General features: G+C 45.4%; 8 protein-coding genes. 4 read left to right on the forward strand and 4 right to left on the reverse strand.

Annotation, left to right across the window (positions count from 1 at the left end; translation table 11 throughout):
• Positions 1-158: 158 nt before the first annotated feature.
• From OX890_RS11215 to OX890_RS11230, 4 genes are all read left to right on the forward strand, one after another.
• Positions 159-5,003 carry an NAD-glutamate dehydrogenase gene (locus tag OX890_RS11215; RefSeq protein WP_011846980.1) on the forward strand — a complete coding sequence of 1,615 codons (4,845 nt, stop codon included), beginning with the start codon at positions 159-161 and terminating at the stop codon, positions 5,001-5,003.
• 63 nt (positions 5,004-5,066) lie between these two features.
• Positions 5,067-6,086: a quinone-dependent dihydroorotate dehydrogenase gene (gene pyrD / locus OX890_RS11220; protein ID WP_268649215.1), complete on the forward strand. Its 1,020-nt coding sequence runs from the start codon at positions 5,067-5,069 to the stop codon at positions 6,084-6,086.
• 200 nt (positions 6,087-6,286) lie between these two features.
• Entirely contained in the window at positions 6,287-6,820 is a 534-nt protein-coding gene (locus tag OX890_RS11225) for a cell division protein ZapC (RefSeq protein ID WP_006081901.1), read from the forward strand.
• Between the two features lie 742 nt (positions 6,821-7,562).
• Complete coding sequence (locus OX890_RS11230; protein ID WP_126491793.1) at positions 7,563-8,009, forward strand: GNAT family N-acetyltransferase; 447 nt, start codon at positions 7,563-7,565, stop codon at positions 8,007-8,009.
• A 323-nt stretch (positions 8,010-8,332) separates the two neighbouring features.
• Here OX890_RS11230 and OX890_RS11235 read toward each other — a convergent pair whose 3' ends face one another.
• The 4 genes from OX890_RS11235 to OX890_RS11250 form a co-directional block, all read right to left on the reverse strand.
• The gene (locus OX890_RS11235) at positions 8,333-8,668 is read right to left on the reverse strand and encodes a YdbL family protein (RefSeq protein ID WP_006081899.1); all 336 of its coding nucleotides are present in this window, start codon (positions 8,666-8,668) and stop codon (positions 8,333-8,335) included.
• 24 nt (positions 8,669-8,692) lie between these two features.
• Entirely contained in the window at positions 8,693-8,911 is a 219-nt protein-coding gene (locus OX890_RS11240; RefSeq protein ID WP_006086286.1) for a YnbE family lipoprotein, read from the reverse strand.
• Between the two features lie 13 nt (positions 8,912-8,924).
• Positions 8,925-12,395, reverse strand: coding sequence for a YdbH domain-containing protein (locus OX890_RS11245; protein WP_268649216.1), 3,471 nt, complete (start codon positions 12,393-12,395; stop codon positions 8,925-8,927).
• A 355-nt stretch (positions 12,396-12,750) separates the two neighbouring features.
• A complete protein-coding gene (locus OX890_RS11250; RefSeq protein WP_126491795.1) occupies positions 12,751-13,938 on the reverse strand; it encodes an aromatic amino acid transport family protein in 1,188 nt (395 codons plus the stop codon).
• Between the last annotated feature and the right edge of the window lie 567 nt (positions 13,939-14,505).

The raw sequence follows: 14,505 nt of genomic DNA on the forward strand, positions 1-14,505 counted from the left end.
CAAGAGGATGTACCACTAAAATTTTCCTCGAAATACAGCGGTTTTAGTAATAAACTTCGCGCGATGATCCAGATCACATTAATTTATCTGAGATCGTTAAGCCGAAGCATCCAAATAATGAAAAAAGCGCTGCCATAGACGCTTAAGGAAACAGCAACATGGCCTTGAAAGATGCAATGCCTTCAGTACTACTTGAAAATGTAGTCAGTTTAATTCACGCTAAAGTCCCTAATTCACAAGCCAAGCAAGTTGAACAGTTCGCCACCTGCCTTTATGCCCACATGTCGAAAGACGATCTCAATGCGCGTAATGACAGTGATTTATACGGTGCGGTTCTCAGTTTATGGAACGCCCTGAACAAAACGCCAAAAGGTAACACTCACCTACGAGTGTTCAACCCTAGCCAGGCCAAACACGGCTGGCAATCTACCCACTCGATCATTGAAGTTATCCAACCTGACATGCCATTCTTGGTAGATTCAGTTGGTATGGCATTGAATCGTATGGGTATTACTGCTCACATGATGTTACACACTCCGCTGGCCATTGAGCGTTCAGATAGCGGTGTGACCAATGTCACTTATCTTAATCAGAGCCCAGAAAGCACTGAACATGTCGCCGTATTCTTGATTGAAATTGACCGTCAAAGCAGCACAGTCGATATCAAAGCATTAGAGCGCGAAATTCAGTCTGTGCTTGCCGATGTTGCTTCATCTGTCAATGACTGGGAAGCCATGTCTGCCAAGTTGGGTGAGATGATCAAGGAATTGCCAAAACGTCCGTTCCCGGGCGATAAGCAAGAGTTAGAAGAAGCGATTAACTTCCTGACTTACTTGAATAATCATCACTTTACGCTTTTAGGTTACCGCCAATACGATTTGAATCGTGTCGAAGGTGACGTTGAGTTAGTGCCTAATATCGCCTCTAGTTTAGGTTTGATGAACAAGCACACTAAAGCGCAACCTGAGCAAGGTTTGTTGCTATCTAGCTTCTCCGATAGCGCCCGCAAAGAAGCCTTAGATCACAGCTTGTTAATCCTGACTAAGAGCAGTGCCAAGAGCCGTGTACATCGCCCAGCTTATGTCGATTATATCGGTATCAAGCGTTTCGATAAGAAAGGCAATGTGGTTGGTGAAGATAGATTTATCGGTTTATATGCGTCAAACCTGTATAACCGCAGCCCACGTGAAATCCCACTGCTGAACGAAAAAGTGCAGCGTGTGTTAGATCGTTCAGGCTTAACCCCACGTTCACACGACTATAAAGCCCTGCTAAACATTCTTGAGAATTTACCTCGTGACGAGCTAATTCAAGCCAATGTTGATGATTTATCGCACATGGCCCATGGCGTGTTAGAAATGCAAGACAGAGACAAGCTGAAACTCTTTGTACGCAAAGATGGCTTTGGCCGTTTCTTATCCTGTTTAGTGTACGTTTCTAAGGATCGTTACAACACTAAACTCCGCCAAGATACTCAACGTATTCTGGCCCAGCATTTTAACAGCAAAGAAGATGTAGAGTTTACGACTTATTTCTCCGAGTCGACGCTAGCCCGCACTCACTACATAGTCAAAGTTGATAACAATAATATGGATGTAGATGTGGCTGCCATAGAGAACAACTTAATAGAAGCGGCTCGTTCGTGGGAAGATAAGTTAAGCACTGCGCTTAACAGTGCGCTCGGTGAAGAAGCCGGCACTCATCTGACTAAGCGTTATTTCAATGCGTTTGAGCAAAGCTATAAAGAAGACGTATTACCAAGCTCTGCCGTCGTTGACATGCAACAGCTCGAAGCACTGGATGACGAACACAAGCTCGGCATGTTGTTCTATCAACCGCAAGAAGCGGCGCTGAACGACAACAAAGTGCGTTTAAAGCTATTCCATAAAGATGAGCCAATTCATCTTTCTGACGTACTGCCAATGCTGGAAAACTTTGGTCTGCGCGTGATCAACGAGCGTCCATATGAAGTCACGACCTCAGACGGTTCTACCTTCTGGATCTTAGACTTCTTGATGACAGTTAAAGTCGTGAATACAGACAACATCGCCGATAGCCAAGACAGATTCCAAACTGCACTGTCACAAGTGTGGCAAAAGAAGTTAGAAGATGACGGTTTCAACCGTATTATTCTGGCGTCAGGCTTAACGGGCCGTGAAGTCTCGGTACTGCGCGCGTATGCCAAATACATGCGTCAAATCGATGCGACGTTCAGTCAGTCTTATATCGAAGAAACCTTCGGTCGTTACCCACAAATCGCTGATTTGTTGGTGAAGATGTTTATCCGTAAATTTAACCCTAAACTGAAAACCCGTACTCTGGGCAAGTTTATGGAACAGATCAATTTACGTTTAGACGAAGTATCTAGCTTAGATGATGACCGTATTATTCGTCGTTATTTAGACTTGATTAACGCTACTTTGCGTACCAACTTCTACCAGCAGGATGCTAAAGGCGAATCTAAGAGTTATATCTCGTTTAAATTCATGCCTTCACTGATCCCTGAAATGCCACGTCCACTGCCGAAATTCGAGATCTTCGTTTATTCGCCACGGGTTGAAGGTGTGCATTTACGTTACGGTAAAGTGGCCCGTGGTGGTCTGCGTTGGTCAGATCGTCGTGAAGACTTCCGTACTGAAGTATTAGGTCTGGTAAAAGCACAGCAAGTGAAAAACACTGTGATCGTGCCTGTGGGGGCTAAAGGTGGCTTTGTTTGTAAACAATTGCCAACCGAAGGCGGCCGTGAAGCTTTCTTCACCGAAGGTCAAGAATGCTACCGCATCTTTATCCGTGCCTTGCTCGATATTACCGATAACATTTTGAACGGTGAAATCGTCCACCCATTGGATGTGGTTCGTCACGATGAAGATGACCCATATTTAGTAGTAGCAGCCGATAAAGGCACAGCGACATTCTCTGATATCGCGAACTCGATTTCTCTTGAATACAACTTCTGGCTCGGTGATGCATTCGCATCGGGTGGCAGTAACGGTTATGACCATAAGAAAATGGGTATCACGGCCAAAGGCGGCTGGGAATCTGTTAAGCGTCATTTCCGCGAAGTCGGTATTGATTGCCAAACTACAGACTTTACCTGTTTAGGTATAGGTGACATGGCGGGCGACGTATTCGGTAACGGTATGTTGTTGTCTAAGCACACTAAACTGGTTGCAGCCTTTAACCACATGCATATCTTTATCGATCCAAATCCGGATACGGCATTAAGTTATGATGAACGGGCGCGTTTATTCGCTCTGCCACGTTCAAGCTGGGAAGATTACAACAGCAAGTTGATTTCTAAAGGTGGCGGTATTTTCCTACGTTCATCTAAATCAATTCCATTATCGGCAGAAATTAAGCAAATGTTGGCCACAGAGAAAACCTCTATGACCCCAACTGAGCTGATGAAAGAACTGCTGAAAATGCCAGTTGATTTGATCTGGAACGGCGGTATCGGTACCTATGTGAAATCTGCACGCGAAACCCATGCTGAAGTCGGCGATCGTGCCAACGATGCATTGCGTGTCAACGGTGGCGAACTGCGCGCTAAGATAGTCGGCGAGGGCGGTAACTTAGGTTGTACTCAGTTAGGTCGTATCGAATATGCGTCTAACGGCGGCCGTATCAACACTGACTTCGTGGATAACGTTGGTGGTGTGGACTGTTCAGATAACGAAGTGAACATCAAGATTTTGCTGAACGCTATGGTAACTGAAGGTGAACTGACGTTGAAACAACGTAACCGTTTACTGGAAGAAATGACTGAAGAAGTCGGCCACATCGTACTGCAAGACTGTAAAGATCAAACGCGTACTATCTCTGTGACTCAAGTGCGTGGTGCTGAGCAGTTAAAAGAGCAGATCCGCTTTATCCAGTATCTGGAAAAAGAAGGCAAGTTAGACAGAGCCTTAGAGTTCTTACCGTCTGACGACGAATTGGCTGAGCGTTTAGCCAGTGGTCGTGCGTTAACACGTCCTGAGCTATCAGTACTGGTTGCCTATGCGAAGATGGTGCTGAAAGAGCAATTAGTGACGCCAGAAATCACTGAAGATACGCTGTTAAGCCAATTGCTTATTGCCTATTTCCCGAAAAAACTTCAGGAAAAATACAGCGACAAAATGGCAACCCATCCACTGCGTGGCGAAATCATTGCGACCTCACTCGCCAATGAACTCGTTAACGACATGGGCTTGAATTTTGTTCAACGTATGCAAGATGAGACTGGTGCCTCAGTTGCTGACGCGGCAATTTGCTACACTATGGCCCGCGAAGTATTTGGTTTAGCTGAATTAACTAAATCGATCACTGACTTAAACGGCATAGTTCCTGCTGTGGTTCAAGGTGAAATGCTGCATCAGTTACGCCGCAATATGCGTCGTGCTAGCCGCTGGTTCCTCCGTCACCGTAACCGCACTGGTAGCATCGAACAGACTGTTGCCTTCTTCAAACCAGTATTTGAACAAATTAAAGACAATGTTCATTTATATCTGGTTGAAGAAGAAGCTAAAGGTATCCAATCTGAGATCAATGCTTTGGTCAAAGAAAACGTACCACAAGCTGTGGCAACCATTGTGGCTAACATGAGCACCTTGTTCTCTGCCTTAGACATTGCCCAAATTGCCCAAACAGAAGATAAGACAGTTGCGCTAGTGGCTGAAACTTACTTCAAACTCGGCGCCCGCGTTGAGCTGCACTGGTTCTTAGAACAGATCAGCGCTCAACCAGTGGCTAACCATTGGCAAGCACTGGCTCGTGCCGCCTTTAGGGAAGAGTTGGATTGGCAACAACGTGCATTAAGTTCAGTGGTACTAAGAACCTGCAGTGCAACCTGTGATGCCGAAAGCGTGATTTCTCAGTGGATTGAGATCAATCAAGGCTTATTGGAAAGATGGTTCCACATGCTAGCTGACTTCAAAACGTCGCAAAGCCATGAGTTTGCTAAGTTCTCTGTCGCCCTACGTGAACTTAACCTTCTGATCCTTCACTGCGAAGGCCAAAAGTAAACTTATTATAACAATCAGAAGCCCTGGCGATCGCCGGGGCTTTTTTTAGGTCGAGGAAAGTACATGTTTTATAAAATCGCACAGAAAGTCATGTTTCAGATGGATCCTGAGCGAGCTCACCATCTTGCTATAGGCAGTCTAAAAATGACCGCCAATAGCCCGCTAACGTGTCTATACGGACAAACGATTGCACCGGCTCCCGTGAGTGTTATGGGACTGACTTTTCCTAACCCAGTGGGACTCGCTGCGGGTATGGACAAGGACGGCGAATCGATTGATGCCTTTCATGCGATGGGATTTGGTCATGTTGAAGTGGGCACTGTGACCCCAAGGCCACAACCCGGTAATGATTTACCCCGTCTATTTAGATTAAAGCCTGCCAAAGGCATTATTAATCGCATGGGGTTCAATAATAAAGGTGTCGATAATCTGGTCAAAAATTTGATCGCTAAAAAGACCGACATTATGGTTGGCGTCAATATTGGTAAAAATAAAGACACACCAGTAGAACAAGGTAAAGACGATTATTTGATCTGTATGGATAAAGTTTATCTCCATGCGGCTTATATTGCGGTGAATATTTCATCACCCAATACCCCAGGATTACGATCGCTACAATATGGCGATCTATTAGATGAATTATTGAGCGCAATTAAAACTAAGCAACTTGAACTGGCCGAAAAGCATAAAAAATACGTGCCCATCGCGCTTAAAATTGCTCCAGATTTAACCATCGAAGAAATTGAAAATATCGCGCAAGCTTTGATTAAAAACAAATTTGATGGCGCAATTGCGACCAATACTACCTTAACGCGTGATGGTGTTAGCGGTCTTGCCAACGCCAATGAAAGCGGCGGCTTAAGCGGTAAACCCTTGACAGAGCTGTCCACCAAAGTGATCAAGCAGTTAGCGATATGCTTGAAAGGGCAGATCCCGATCATCGGCGTGGGCGGCATCAATAGTGCCGAAGATGCCTTGGCCAAATTTGATGCGGGCGCCGTTATGGTGCAGATTTATTCGGGTTTTATTTATCAAGGTCCGAAGTTAATTAAAGAAATTGTGAATGCATACCGCTTAAAATAATGATCTTAAGATCAATATAACGATCTAAAATAAGATCTTATTCTCCAACAGCGATCTAAAAGGATCCCTGGATCGCTGTTAAGATCCTATATTAGATCGACTAAGTAACTGTTAAATAATTTGTATTTTATTATTTTTATTTTGATATTGGATAAAATATCTACTATTATGTCCCAGTGTTCAAATATTGGGTCACCGTTATGTTATTAATGCCACAAAAAGATTGGCAATGGAAATATAACGATTCGTATGGTGTTTTAGGCGTATCGTTAGGTTCCGAGATAGAATTTCTGACGTCTTATAAAGCAAAATTACTCATTCCAGATGCCTTATCAAGCATGGAATTTAATATTGCGCACGCCAAATTCTATATGAGCTTACTCGATAGATTACCTAAAACCCTGTCTTTGTCCGATGCTGCAATTGTTCAAATTGCCCTCAATGCCACCGCAGCCCATTTTATGCTGACACCGCAAATGCCAAAATCATGGTTTTTTGATACCAGTGATGTCTGTGTTTATAGCGATGTGGGTAAAGTCTTTGAGCTTAAATGCCAAAAGCAAAGAGTGCTCGCCCTCGTAGTTGAAAATACCCTACAGTCCGCGCTAGTGATGTTATTGTCACCCGAATGTGTTTTGTCGGGCGCGAAAACTATGGTGCAGTTTGAAACCATTAAAGTGATGCATAATCGCTTACACCCACTGCGTGCACAGCGCCACGTGGTAGCGGCATAATGTGGTTGTAGATTAATAGTCATCATTTGTTTTTAATCTCTAACATTAGCCATACATCACGATTGCTTTTTGCTATTAACCACTTGCCGATAATTCGCTCAAATCCCCATGGCGTTAGTGCGTTATCCGTACTCTTTTCTGCTAAGAAAGCCTTTTCCTAAGATTAGTCACGTGAATCTTCGACACCTTTCTATTTAATGCTATCCAATGATAATTCGTGAGGTCTTACTACTCTCAACTCGGCTTTTGCTATCAAACTTACTACATAGTCTGGTTTGCCATGGTATTCACTCGTCGACTCGCAGCGAGTCCATCCTTGGATGCTCGACCGCCCCGTCCATGGAGCGGACGGTCGTCTCGCCAATCACCATGGCGCACCTTTTAGCATTTGCGTAGTCTGGAGGTTCAAAAGGCGAGAGTTTGCATTAGACGACGGTTTTAAATTTTCGTTTTTTCAATGGATAATATCGAGCAATAATATCGCTTTGTTGTTTATGGCAAAGTTAATGTATTAATAATACTATTTTTGGGTATTCGTTAATTTACATACTGTGCTAATCAGTTTCTCGTATATAAAGTCTCGGTTACTTCTACATAACAAAGTGATTGAAAAATCATCGGGATAGATGCTAAGTTGCTGTCCTATTTAAATTATTTATTCGGAATGTTCGAAACCTAACTATTTCTTGCTAGGTTTTTACGAGGAGTCTGGGTAATAAATTGTTATCTGCTTGGTGGAAAGATGGAATATAACGAAGTCAAAAGTAGCGAGATTCCGATAGACTTACTGCTCGAAGCTGATCCTTCAGAAGCTAGCATTACAACGTATTTATCTGACTCTTGGTGTTTTACTGCGTCAGATAAAGGCCAAATACTTGGTGTTTGCGCCGTTAAATCTCAGAATTCGACTCTTGCTGAGATCTACAATGTTTCTGTATATCCAGAGCATCAAGGTCGTGGTATAGGCTCTGAATTATTGAAATTCGCTCTAGCTAATTTACCGATGAAAGGCATAAAAAGGGTTGAGCTTGGCACAGGCACATTTGGCTATCAACTGACATATTATCAACGTCTTGGCTTTCGCGTTGAGTCAGTGGTAAAGGACTATTTTCTACTCAACTATCCTGAACCTATTTTTGAAAATAGCATCCAGCATAAAGACATGTTAAGGCTTTACGTGCTGATTTAGTTACGTAGATGACACACGCTTGAGAGAGACTGTCAACGTGTGGCGTTTTCAGTTCAAATTGGATATTGTGTTTGAATGAGGTTACCCGATCCGATGAGCAGTATGGATTTGTCGATGTGATTAAGCACAATCACGTAAGTGATCGTTTTTGACGTAGATGTCACGGATGAGCCTATAGGGATGATTTTATTAGGTAACAGGACGGCGTGTCACTGGAATGAGTGTGCTTAATCAAACTCCATCAACAAAAACGCCTGCTATTGCAGGCGTTTTGTTTATGTCTATTCGTTTTGCTTTTATGCGCTAGAGGCTTAAAAAGCGGACTACTTTTTAATCCATTTGCCTTTGGCATCTTGTACATAGTTGCCTTTATCTGTGGCGGCTATGGCTTTTTCGCCGGCGAGTTTAGCGACGTCGGCGGGGGAGAGTTTGTTCTTCTTGGCGATGGTTTCGTAGTGGGCGCGACGTTTGTTATTTACGTCGTCCATCACGGCTTTGGCTTCGGGATTGGCTTGCACTAATCCTAAGTAGCCGTTGGCTTGTTCGCCTAAATAGCCCTGTGATTTAGCGTCTTGAAGTGACATGGCAAAAGCACTGAGGCTTAAGACGCTGAGGGTTAATAGCAATAATAACTTTGTTTTTAGTCGGATTGATTTCATGGTGATTCCTCAATTCTTAATCAATTAGAACAGCTTATCGTCTGACAAGAGTTGATCTAATTCCTTATCCACTTTGATCCGTATCTCATGTTCAATTTTCACATTGAGATTGATCACAATAGGTTTATCCGGCGGTTCTATTTTTACTGTGGGCGCACAGCCCTGCAATGCGGCGAGTGCGAACAATGCGACGATCGCGCTTCGGGCACCTAGGCTAACTTGCTGTAATTGAATTATCTTCACTGAGGTTTCCTTGTTACTTCACTGATTTTTCGATTCTGTCCTGCAAGTCATTACCAATTTGCAGACTTCTAAATAATTGCAGCATGTTCTCTTCATGAGAGTAATTCAAGTGAATAGGGCGTTCAACCCCTTGGCTGCGGCCTTTCACTTCGACGAGTAGCTTAGCATCACCGGCTTGGTCCATGTCAAAGCTGCTCGATAATTGACTGTATTGTAAGTGTTCTAGCGTCGAAAAGACAAAATCTAGGTATGGCTGGGATTGGCGCATCTGTTCAACCGCCGGATTACCCGAAATGGCGATTAAGCCGCCTGGGGCGCGGGCGGCTAACTGACCACCTGTGATCGACACTTTGCCGTTGACTAAGTCTACGGGTAATACGCCATCGAATATGCCATCGGCATAGACGCCAATTTGCGGTTGAATGCGCAGAACCTCTTCCAGACTCATGGCCTGCAGCAGCAGATACGCATGGGATTTATCCTGTAATTTCAGATTAAATTCTGGTAGCAGGAACTGGCCGCTGAGTACTTTGCCTTTGGCGGTCATGGAAACATCTGTGTCACTTAAGCCTGTGAGTTGCTGTATCCAATTGTCGGGCAGTTTCTCGGCATCTTTACCAAGGGCGATATCGGCTTCCACTTCGATATCGGTCAGTGGAAAGCCAGGATCAAACAGGTTAAAGGTCATCAGTGTCTGCGGACAATTTAGCTTACTGAGACTGCTAAAATAGCCTTTATCTTGCTGTTTTTTATGAGATTGACCCCAAGTAAACTCACATTGCGCCTGCAGTTTTCCCCCCTCAAAGGTGGTGTCCTTATAAAAACCTTCAAGTTCGGTCATCGACTGGGTAATTTGCATGGCAAATTGGGTCTGATCGCGCTGTTGGGTTAAATTAAACTGTGCCTGTAATTGGTTATGACCCGTGACATTAAGCTCAGCAGGCAAGGGCTGGGTTTGATTGAGCAAGGACAGCGCCTCGGTCATGCTAGTGTCGACAACCCATTGACCCGTCAGCACTAGAGGTTTGCTCGCAGTGGCAAGGTTCAGCTTGTGTTGGCTTTGCAGCTCAACCGTGCCCACTTGCCAGTGCTCATCACCAAAGAGCGTGTTATTTTTCCAATTTAAGCTTTGTGCCAGCGATAACTTGTCCAGCTTAAGTACGGTTTCTTTGCGGCTGCGACCTTTGCTGCTGAGTTGCTTTTCGATATTGAGCTGATTGGCTTGCCATGCGAGTTGATTTTGCCAAGTGGCTGCGAGCAACGAGTCGAGTGGGGCTTCGACCTCGGGCTTAAACTCAAATGACATGGCTTTTTGGAATGCAATCGAGAAACTGCCCGCGCTCATATCGGTTTTGGTTGTGATGCTCGTGTTTGTGCTTTTGTCAGCGCTAGCTTCTGTCACTTTCGTTTCAACAGCAGTTGTTTCAGCCTTTTTTGTTTCAACAACAGCCGTTTCAGTAACAACCGTCTGTGTGGTTTGCGAAAAATGCAGCTGCTCCAGAGCCAAGGTCAAAGGCGGTAAGGCCAGTGTGAATTGGTTTGCAGTATCGGACGCGGGCACTGAAGTTTGTGCTGAGCTGATACTTGAGCTGGTATTTGATTTGCGCTGCGATCTGACGGTAAGCGGCGCAAGGGCATTTATTGTGATACTGCCAAGGCTCACATCGGCATGTTTAGCTGCATTGTTATCTTGAGCGCTGAGCTGTTTAAGCTCGCCCACAGTGAACTGCAGCGTGTCGCCGGCATTTTGCTGTGTTTGGGTCGCAGCGCCGATAGGCGTGGTAATGAATTGCCAGTCGGTTGAGCTTGGCGTTTGATTGAAGCTCAATTTGCCCGCAGTGGTTAACTGGCTGCTATTCCAGCTGAGATCTTGGGAAATATTCGCCCACAATTCAGATAATTGCAGTGAGCTGGTTTGCTTAGCGTTAAGGCGCCAATCTGTGTTGAAGGACAGCGCTTCGGCGGACTTGACTACTTCAACATTGGCCAAATCGATTTGGGTATCGAGTTTACTGCCTAAGGTTTTTAGCTCAATACGGGGAAGTTTGAACCTAAGCGGCTTATTATCAAGCGGCTCATTCTTAAGCGGTTGACTCTGTGCATCTTGCTGGATTTGAGTCAGCGGATAATGCAGGGCTTCACTTAATGTCAGCGCGATCCCCACTGGTGCATCAGTGCTTTTGAGCCCTGACAGCAGCTGAGCGATTTGACCTGCTGTTTGACTTGCAACTTGTTCCGGCACTTGCTCCGAAGCGGGCTTGGCTGCTGATTTGGATGGAGACTGAGTTAAAGGTTTAGCCAGCGTCTCATCGAGCAGCTGCATCAATCGCTGTTGCTGCGCGGCATTAGGACTCATAGCTAAGGTAAAGGGCTCAAGGCTTAGGTCAAGTTCGGCTAAATGTCCAGCAATCTTAAATGCTAACTTAGGTTTTGACACAAGCTCGGGTTTTGGCGCAAGTTCTAGTGCACCCAACTTATTAAAAGTCAGCTTAGGATCAATTAACTGGTGCTGGCTGATAAGCTCGCCCGAAGTTAATGTAATACGGCTGTCGGACACTAATTGACCTTGCAGATCAATCGCTAACGCTTGCCACTCTTTATCAAGTTTAGTTAACGGACTTAGCACACTGTCTTGCGCTTGCCTCAGGCTGATTTGATGCAAGCTTGTAAGCAGCGGCGCGAGTGTAATTTGACTTGCCAGTTGCCACTGTTGAGCTGCGAGTGTGGCTTTGAGTGTGGCGATGCTTTCACCTTCGTGGCTAAACTCGCTGTTGATTTCCCCCGCGCCGTTAAGGCTCAACTTGTCCATCACCAAACGATAGGCGGGTAAATCATTTTGGGTGTTGAGATGGTGGGCTTTAAGAATAAGGCTGGTTTTACCGATATCGATGAGGGGTAATGATTTGATATCTAAGGCCAAGGCAGGGCCTTGTTCATCGATGGCATTTCGATTGGGTAAAAATAGCGATTGCCCTAACTCGACTTCAATATCACCTGTGGAGATTTGGGTGATTTTTTGAGTGAGGTAAGCGATTTGGCTGAACTGTTTCAGCTCGGCAAAGCTCTGCGGCCAGTCAAGTTTTAGCTGGATACTCACATCATTAAGCGTGATATGGCTGTCATGCACCCTAAGATTGGCAGAAGTAATGCGCCAATGTTCTAACTGACTTTCCCCTAATTCAATGTCAATCAGTTCGCTGTCCATGCCTACGAGGGCAAAGTTTGCCGCCTGCATGATCAGTTTTTCAGCCTGGGTATTCACAATCCAAACAGTTAACGCCACGCCCGCCAAGATGCCCGTTAAGCTGGTCGCCAATAAGGTTTTTTTCAGGGGGAATTTACGGCGGCTTTGTGTTGCTACAGTGGCATACGTTCCAGAACCTGCAGCACCTTTGTGAGGGCCAGCGGATGTCTCCGTTGCCTCGTGTTGAGGTGTCTCGCTATCAGAAGCACTGCTACGGCTTGGCTTGTTGTGGATTGGCATTGGGTTCGACTTCTTTCCTTATTCACTGAGCCCTGATCAAACTCGTGCCTTAGCATTGCACAAATACACTCACGCCTGCTTTGCATCGGTATTTTTGCTGAGGTACTTTTTTAGCAACTGACATTAGTAACCGTCTTTAGTCACTGACTCTAGGAGCCGTCTTCTTAGCCGCTGTCGCAGCGTGCACGAGCATCAGAGGCAGTTTAACACTCAAGGGCTTAGCTGACTAATGTGAAAGGATCATCGAATAGACAAGAGCCTGCTGTCAATAGTTGAAGCTTTACAGGCTCTTGTACCTAATCTGTTATTCGAGCTAGCGAATAGGGCTAACTAACTTTTGGTTAGTGAATTGGAGCTAGCTAAACATCTGCGCTGCGATAACCACTATTCCGCAAAGTGTGGCGAGCATTAAGGCAAACTTGCCGCCCGCGACCCGATATCCCGTCGGCATATTGGCCGCGTCCCTCGTCTGGCGCTGTGTCCACACCATGGCCACAGGTAAAAAGATGGCGAGGATCACCAGCGCAATCGCTGCGTAACCTAGGGCAGTGATAAAACCTTGGGGGTAGAAGAGGGCAAAACCTAAGGGCGGTAAAAAGGTGATGGCAGCGGTCAGGCTACGACCAGAAAAATCATCCTCTCGTCTTAAGGTCGAGGCCATAAAATCGAACAAGCCTAAACTCACCCCTAAAAACGAAGTAGCAAGAGCGAGATCGGCAAACAAACTGATCGCGCTGCTTAAGTATTCGCTGTGCAGTACGCTCGCTAGTTGATTGATAAAGCTCGATAAGCTCTGATTTTCGAGCAATTGGCTTTGGCTCAGTACACCTTGGCTACCTACTTGCCACAAAAGATAAATGACCAGTGGTAAAGCGGAGCCGAGTAGCATGATCCTGCGCAGGGCTTTCACCTCAACCCCTAAGTAACGCACCACTGATGGAATCGAACCGTGGAAACCAAAGGAAGTAAAAATCACCGGAATAGCCGTGATAATTAAACCTTGGTTGAGTGGGAGTTCGAGCAAATGTGGGCTTTCTACCTGCGGCAGTAACAAGGCCAACATAAGCAGTAATGCCAATAGCTTAAGGGCAAACAAACCGCGATTGATAAGGTCCACACAGTGAGTTCCCATGCCCACAATCGCCCCAATCAGCAGGGTAAACAGGATGGCGCCCGCCTGCGGTGGCAAACTTAACCCGAGCCAAGTGCTCAGCTTTTGGTTCACTTGCTCACCACCACCGGCAATGTAGGCGGCGCAAAGGGCGTACAGTAAAAACATCAAGGCGCTATTGGCGATCAACTGGCCCTTACGACCCAATAAGCGTTGCGCCAAGTGATTAAGGCTGGCATCGCTGGGGGCGAATTGATGGATTTCCACCATAAGCAGTGCCGTGTAGGCCATTAGCGCCCACAGGATCAACATGATGGCGGAGGACGTGCCAAAACCAAGTCCCGCCGATGCGATAGGCAAAGCCAGCATACCCGCGCCAATTGTGGTGCCTGCGATAAGCAGCAAACTGCCGAAAATTTTATTCTGTGTCATAACATAATCTCAAAAGCGTGTCGGATGAAAAAGAGCTAAAGATTTGATCCGAAAGTCACTGTCTTAAAATATTTTGATTCGATTCAATGTGAAATGATTCAAACACAAAATGATTTAAGCAAATGAGACAGTGGCGCTCAGCGGATCCGAAAGGATATGGCCACAATGGAAGGTCAGGCGAGGGAGCCTATCTATGCACAAACAATCTGAAGATGCTGGAACTCGTATCTTCAGGTAGCTTGGGTATACCCATTGCGGCTACAGATAGGGAGTATAAAATGCTGTGAAACACATAAAACTTGCCTTAGCGTGTGTTGAGTAAAAACGGATAAGTGTTTTCATGCCTTGCCTTAATAACCTAACGGCAACGGAGGCTACCATAGGGAGTTGAGGTGTACTTGTCAACCATTACAACAGTATTTTGTTTGTTTTTTGTCATGTGACTAAGCTGAAAGATATGCCTAACTCACACTCAGTTTATGGTCAACGAGGGGAAGGAAAGAGGAGTTAGCTAGATTTATGGCAAGATAAAAAATGCCGCAGACTTGGCTTAAGTGTGCGGCATTT

Origin of the sequence: Shewanella sp. DAU305 (genome assembly GCF_026802235.1) — a bacterium.
GTDB classification, from domain to species: Bacteria; Pseudomonadota; Gammaproteobacteria; order Enterobacterales; family Shewanellaceae; genus Shewanella; species Shewanella baltica.

What these genes read in the sequence shown, in the direction of transcription:
- OX890_RS11250 (WP_126491795.1), bottom strand. Translation starts at nt 13,938, where the DNA reads ATGACACAGAATAAAATTTTCGGCAGTTTGCTGCTTATCGCAGGCACC.
- OX890_RS11230 (WP_126491793.1), top strand. Translation starts at nt 7,563, where the DNA reads ATGGAATATAACGAAGTCAAAAGTAGCGAGATTCCGATAGACTTACTG.
- OX890_RS11245 (WP_268649216.1), bottom strand. Translation starts at nt 12,395, where the DNA reads ATGCCAATCCACAACAAGCCAAGCCGTAGCAGTGCTTCTGATAGCGAG.
- OX890_RS11215 (WP_011846980.1), top strand. Translation starts at nt 159, where the DNA reads ATGGCCTTGAAAGATGCAATGCCTTCAGTACTACTTGAAAATGTAGTC.
- pyrD (WP_268649215.1), top strand. Translation starts at nt 5,067, where the DNA reads ATGTTTTATAAAATCGCACAGAAAGTCATGTTTCAGATGGATCCTGAG.
- OX890_RS11235 (WP_006081899.1), bottom strand. Translation starts at nt 8,668, where the DNA reads ATGAAATCAATCCGACTAAAAACAAAGTTATTATTGCTATTAACCCTC.
- OX890_RS11225 (WP_006081901.1), top strand. Translation starts at nt 6,287, where the DNA reads ATGTTATTAATGCCACAAAAAGATTGGCAATGGAAATATAACGATTCG.